This is a genomic window from Streptomyces sp. NPDC059455 (assembly GCF_042750115.1).
GTDB classification, from domain to species: domain Bacteria; phylum Actinomycetota; class Actinomycetes; order Streptomycetales; family Streptomycetaceae; genus Streptomyces; species Streptomyces endocoffeicus.
In genome coordinates this window covers 1-3,315 of the sequence record NZ_JBHYVB010000429.1, presented here as the reverse complement: position 1 = coordinate 3,315, position 3,315 = coordinate 1, and the positions used below count along the sequence as shown (strand labels likewise).

General features: G+C 70.1%; 1 protein-coding gene. It reads left to right on the top strand.

Annotation, left to right across the window (positions count from 1 at the left end; genetic code table 11):
* Nucleotides 1-15: 15 nt before the first annotated feature.
* Nucleotides 16-3,315, top strand: a 3,300-nt coding sequence (locus ACFXB5_RS53180) for an SDR family NAD(P)-dependent oxidoreductase (protein ID WP_385223211.1), incomplete at its 3' end; no start/stop codon positions are given.

The following is a 3,315-nucleotide window of genomic DNA, read 5'->3' as shown; positions in this document are numbered from 1 at the left end:
GGCCGGGTCCTGGGCATGGAAGGTGCCGGGGTTGTCCTGGAGATCGGTCCCGGGGTGGACGGTCTGACCGTCGGCCAGTCGGTGATGGGTCTGGTGTCGGGTTGGGGTCCGGTCGGGGTTGTCGATAGCAGGCTGCTTGCCCCGATCCCGCAGGGTTGGTCGTTCCAGCAGGCCGCAGCGGTGTCGGCAGGGTTCCTGACGGCGTTCTACGGGTTGCGGGATCTGGCCCAGGCCCGCCCGGGCCAGCGGGTGCTCATCCACGCCGGGACCGGTGGCGTGGGCACGGCCGCGGTGCAGCTGGCAAAGATGTGGGGTTTGGAGGTTTTCGCGACTGCCAGTCCGGCCAAGCAGCCCGCGCTGCGGGCCATGGGCGTGGCGGACACCCACATCGCCTCCACTCGTGATCTGGTCTTCTGTGAGCGGTTCCTGGCCGTGACCGGTGGCGAGGGCATGGACGTGGTGGTCAACGCCCTGGCCGGGGAGTTCACGGACGCCTCCCTTCGTTTGTTGCCGCGCGGCGGTCAGTTCGTCGAGATGGGTAAGACCGATATCCGCGATGCGGCGCAGGTTGCCGAGTCCCACCCCGGTGTGGTGTATCAGGCGTTCGACCTGATGGACGCCGGTGTACCGCGGGTTGCGGAGATGCTGTCCGAGCTCGGTGGCATGTTCGACGCGGGCACCCTGGTCCCGCCGCGGGTGACGTGCTTCGAGCTGTCGCAGGCGGTGGCGGCGCTGCGCCATCTCCAGGCCGCCCGCCACATTGGCAAGGTCGTGCTGAACGTCCCCGCTGAGTGGGACCCGCAGGGCACCGTCCTGGTCACGGGTGGCACCGGAACGTTGGGCGGGGAACTGGCCCGGCACCTGGTCGACGTCCGAGGCATGCGGCATCTGCTGCTGATGTCACGGCGCGGTCCGGCGGCGCCGGGAGTGGCTCGTCTGGTGGCGGAGCTGGCGCAGTCGGGGGCGAGTGTGCGGGTGCAGGCCGGCGATGCCGCCGACCGCGACGCCCTGGCGTCTGTGTTGGCGCGGATTCAGGTTGAGCGGCCGTTGACCGCCGTGGTTCATGCCGCCGGTGTGATCGACGACGCGACCGTGGAGTCGTTGACGCCCGAGCGGATGGTGCCGGTGCTGTCGGCGAAGGCGGATGCGGCGTGGAACCTGCATGAGCTGACCGAAGACGCGGGCCTTGCTGGCTTCGTGCTGTACTCCTCGGCTGCGGCGGTCATGGGTAGTGCGGGGCAGGGAAGTTATGCCGCCGCGAACGCGTTCCTGGACGCGCTGGCCGCCTATCGTCGCGACCGGCACCTGGCCGGTCAGTCGCTGGCGTGGGGGCTGTGGGCCCAGACCTCGGAGATGACCGGCCACCTGGAGGGCGCTGGTCTGTCGCGCCTGCGCCGTGGCGGCGTTCAGCCGCTGTCGACGGAGCAGGGCTTGGCGCTGTTCGAGGCTGCTACCGCGCTGGGTGCGTCGTTGGCGGTCCCGGCCCGGCTGGAAGTGACGGGGCTGTCCCGTGGCGGAAGGCCGGTGCCCGCGCTGCTGCGGGGGCTGACCGCTGGTGATGTCCCCACACGCCCGACCGCGGCCATGGCAACGGTTGCGCATGCGGGTGGCCTGGCGGCGCGTCTGGTCGCGCTCGGTCCTACCGATCGTGAGCAGGAGGTTCTGGAGGTCGTCCGGGCCGCTGCTGCCGTGGTTCTGGGGCACAGTCGCCCTGGGGACGTCGATCCCCAGCGGGCGTTCCGGGACATGGGCATCGACTCGCTGACCGGGCTGGAGCTGCGCAACCGGCTCGCGAACGAGACAGGCCTGAGTTTGCCTGCCACCTTGGTCTTCGACCAGCCGACACCGCTGGAGGTTGCCCGGTTCCTGGTGGCCGAGGTGTGCGGGACTGAGCGGGCCGTCGGTGCGGCGGTTGTGCCGGTGGTCCGTGTCGGTACGGATGAGCCGGTGGCGATCGTCGGTATGGGGTGCCGGTACCCCGGCGGGGTCGAGGACCCGGAGGGCTTCTGGCGGTTGGTCGCTGCCGGGACCGACGCGATGTCGGGCTTCCCGGCGGACCGCGGCTGGGACGTGGACGGCCTGTCCGAGTCAGGTGACGAGGGTATTGCTTTCGCCCCGGTGGGCGGCTTCCTTGACGGCGCTGGCGAGTTCGATGCGGAGTTCTTCGGGATCAGTCCGCGTGAGGCGTTGGGGATGGACCCGCAGCAGCGACTGCTGTTGGAGACGTGTTGGGAGGCGCTGGAAGACGCGGGCATCACCCCGGGTTCGCTGCGCGGCTCCGACACGGGTGTCTACGCCGGCATCATCACATCGGGGTACCGGATCAGTGAGCAGGACGGTGCCGGTGGTTTCGGCCTGACCGGGACGACGGCGAGTGTGGCGTCGGGCCGGGTGGCGTACTCGCTGGGGTTGCAGGGTCCGGCCGTCTCGATCGACACAGCTTGCTCGTCGTCTCTGACGGCCATCCACCTTGCAGCGCAGGCGCTCCGCGCGGGTGAGTGCGGGATTGCGCTCGCTGGCGGTGTCACCGTGATGGCCACCCCAGGGACATACACGGAGTTCGCGCGGCAGCGGGGGTTGGCTGCCGATGGGCGGTGTAAGCCGTTCGCTGAGGCTGCTGATGGCACCGGGTGGGGCGAGGGTGTCGGTGTCCTGGTGTTGGAGCGGTTGTCGGATGCGCGTGAGCGTGGGCACCGGGTGTTGGCGGTGGTTGCGGGTAGTGCGGTGAACCAGGACGGTGCGAGTAATGGTCTGTCGGCGCCGAATGGTCCGTCGCAGCAGCGGGTGATTCGGGCGGCGTTGGCGAGCGCGGGGTTGCAGTCGGCTGACGTTGATGTGGTGGAGGCGCACGGTACCGGTACCGCACTGGGTGACCCGATCGAGGCGCAGGCGCTGCTGGCGACCTACGGGCAGGACCGGCCGGAGGGTCGACCGCTGTTGTTGGGGTCGGTGAAGTCGAACATCGGCCACGCCCAGGCGGCGGCGGGTGTCGCGGGCGTGATCAAGATGGTGCAGGCGATGCGGCACGGGATGCTGCCGCAGACGTTGCACGTGGATGCCCCGTCGTCGCATGTGGACTGGTCGGCCGGGGCGGTGGAGCTGCTCAGCACGGCGCGGGAGTGGCCGGCGGGTACTGGTCCGCGGCGTGCGGGTGTGTCGGCGTTCGGGATCAGCGGCACCAACGTTCACCTGATCCTGGAGCAGCCCGCGCAGGACGCCCCTGTATTGGATGTCCCTGTCCTGGATGGGGTGGGGCCGGCCTCGGAGTTGGGGTTGGTGTCTGCGGGTTCGGTGGCGTGGGTGGTGTCGGCGCGG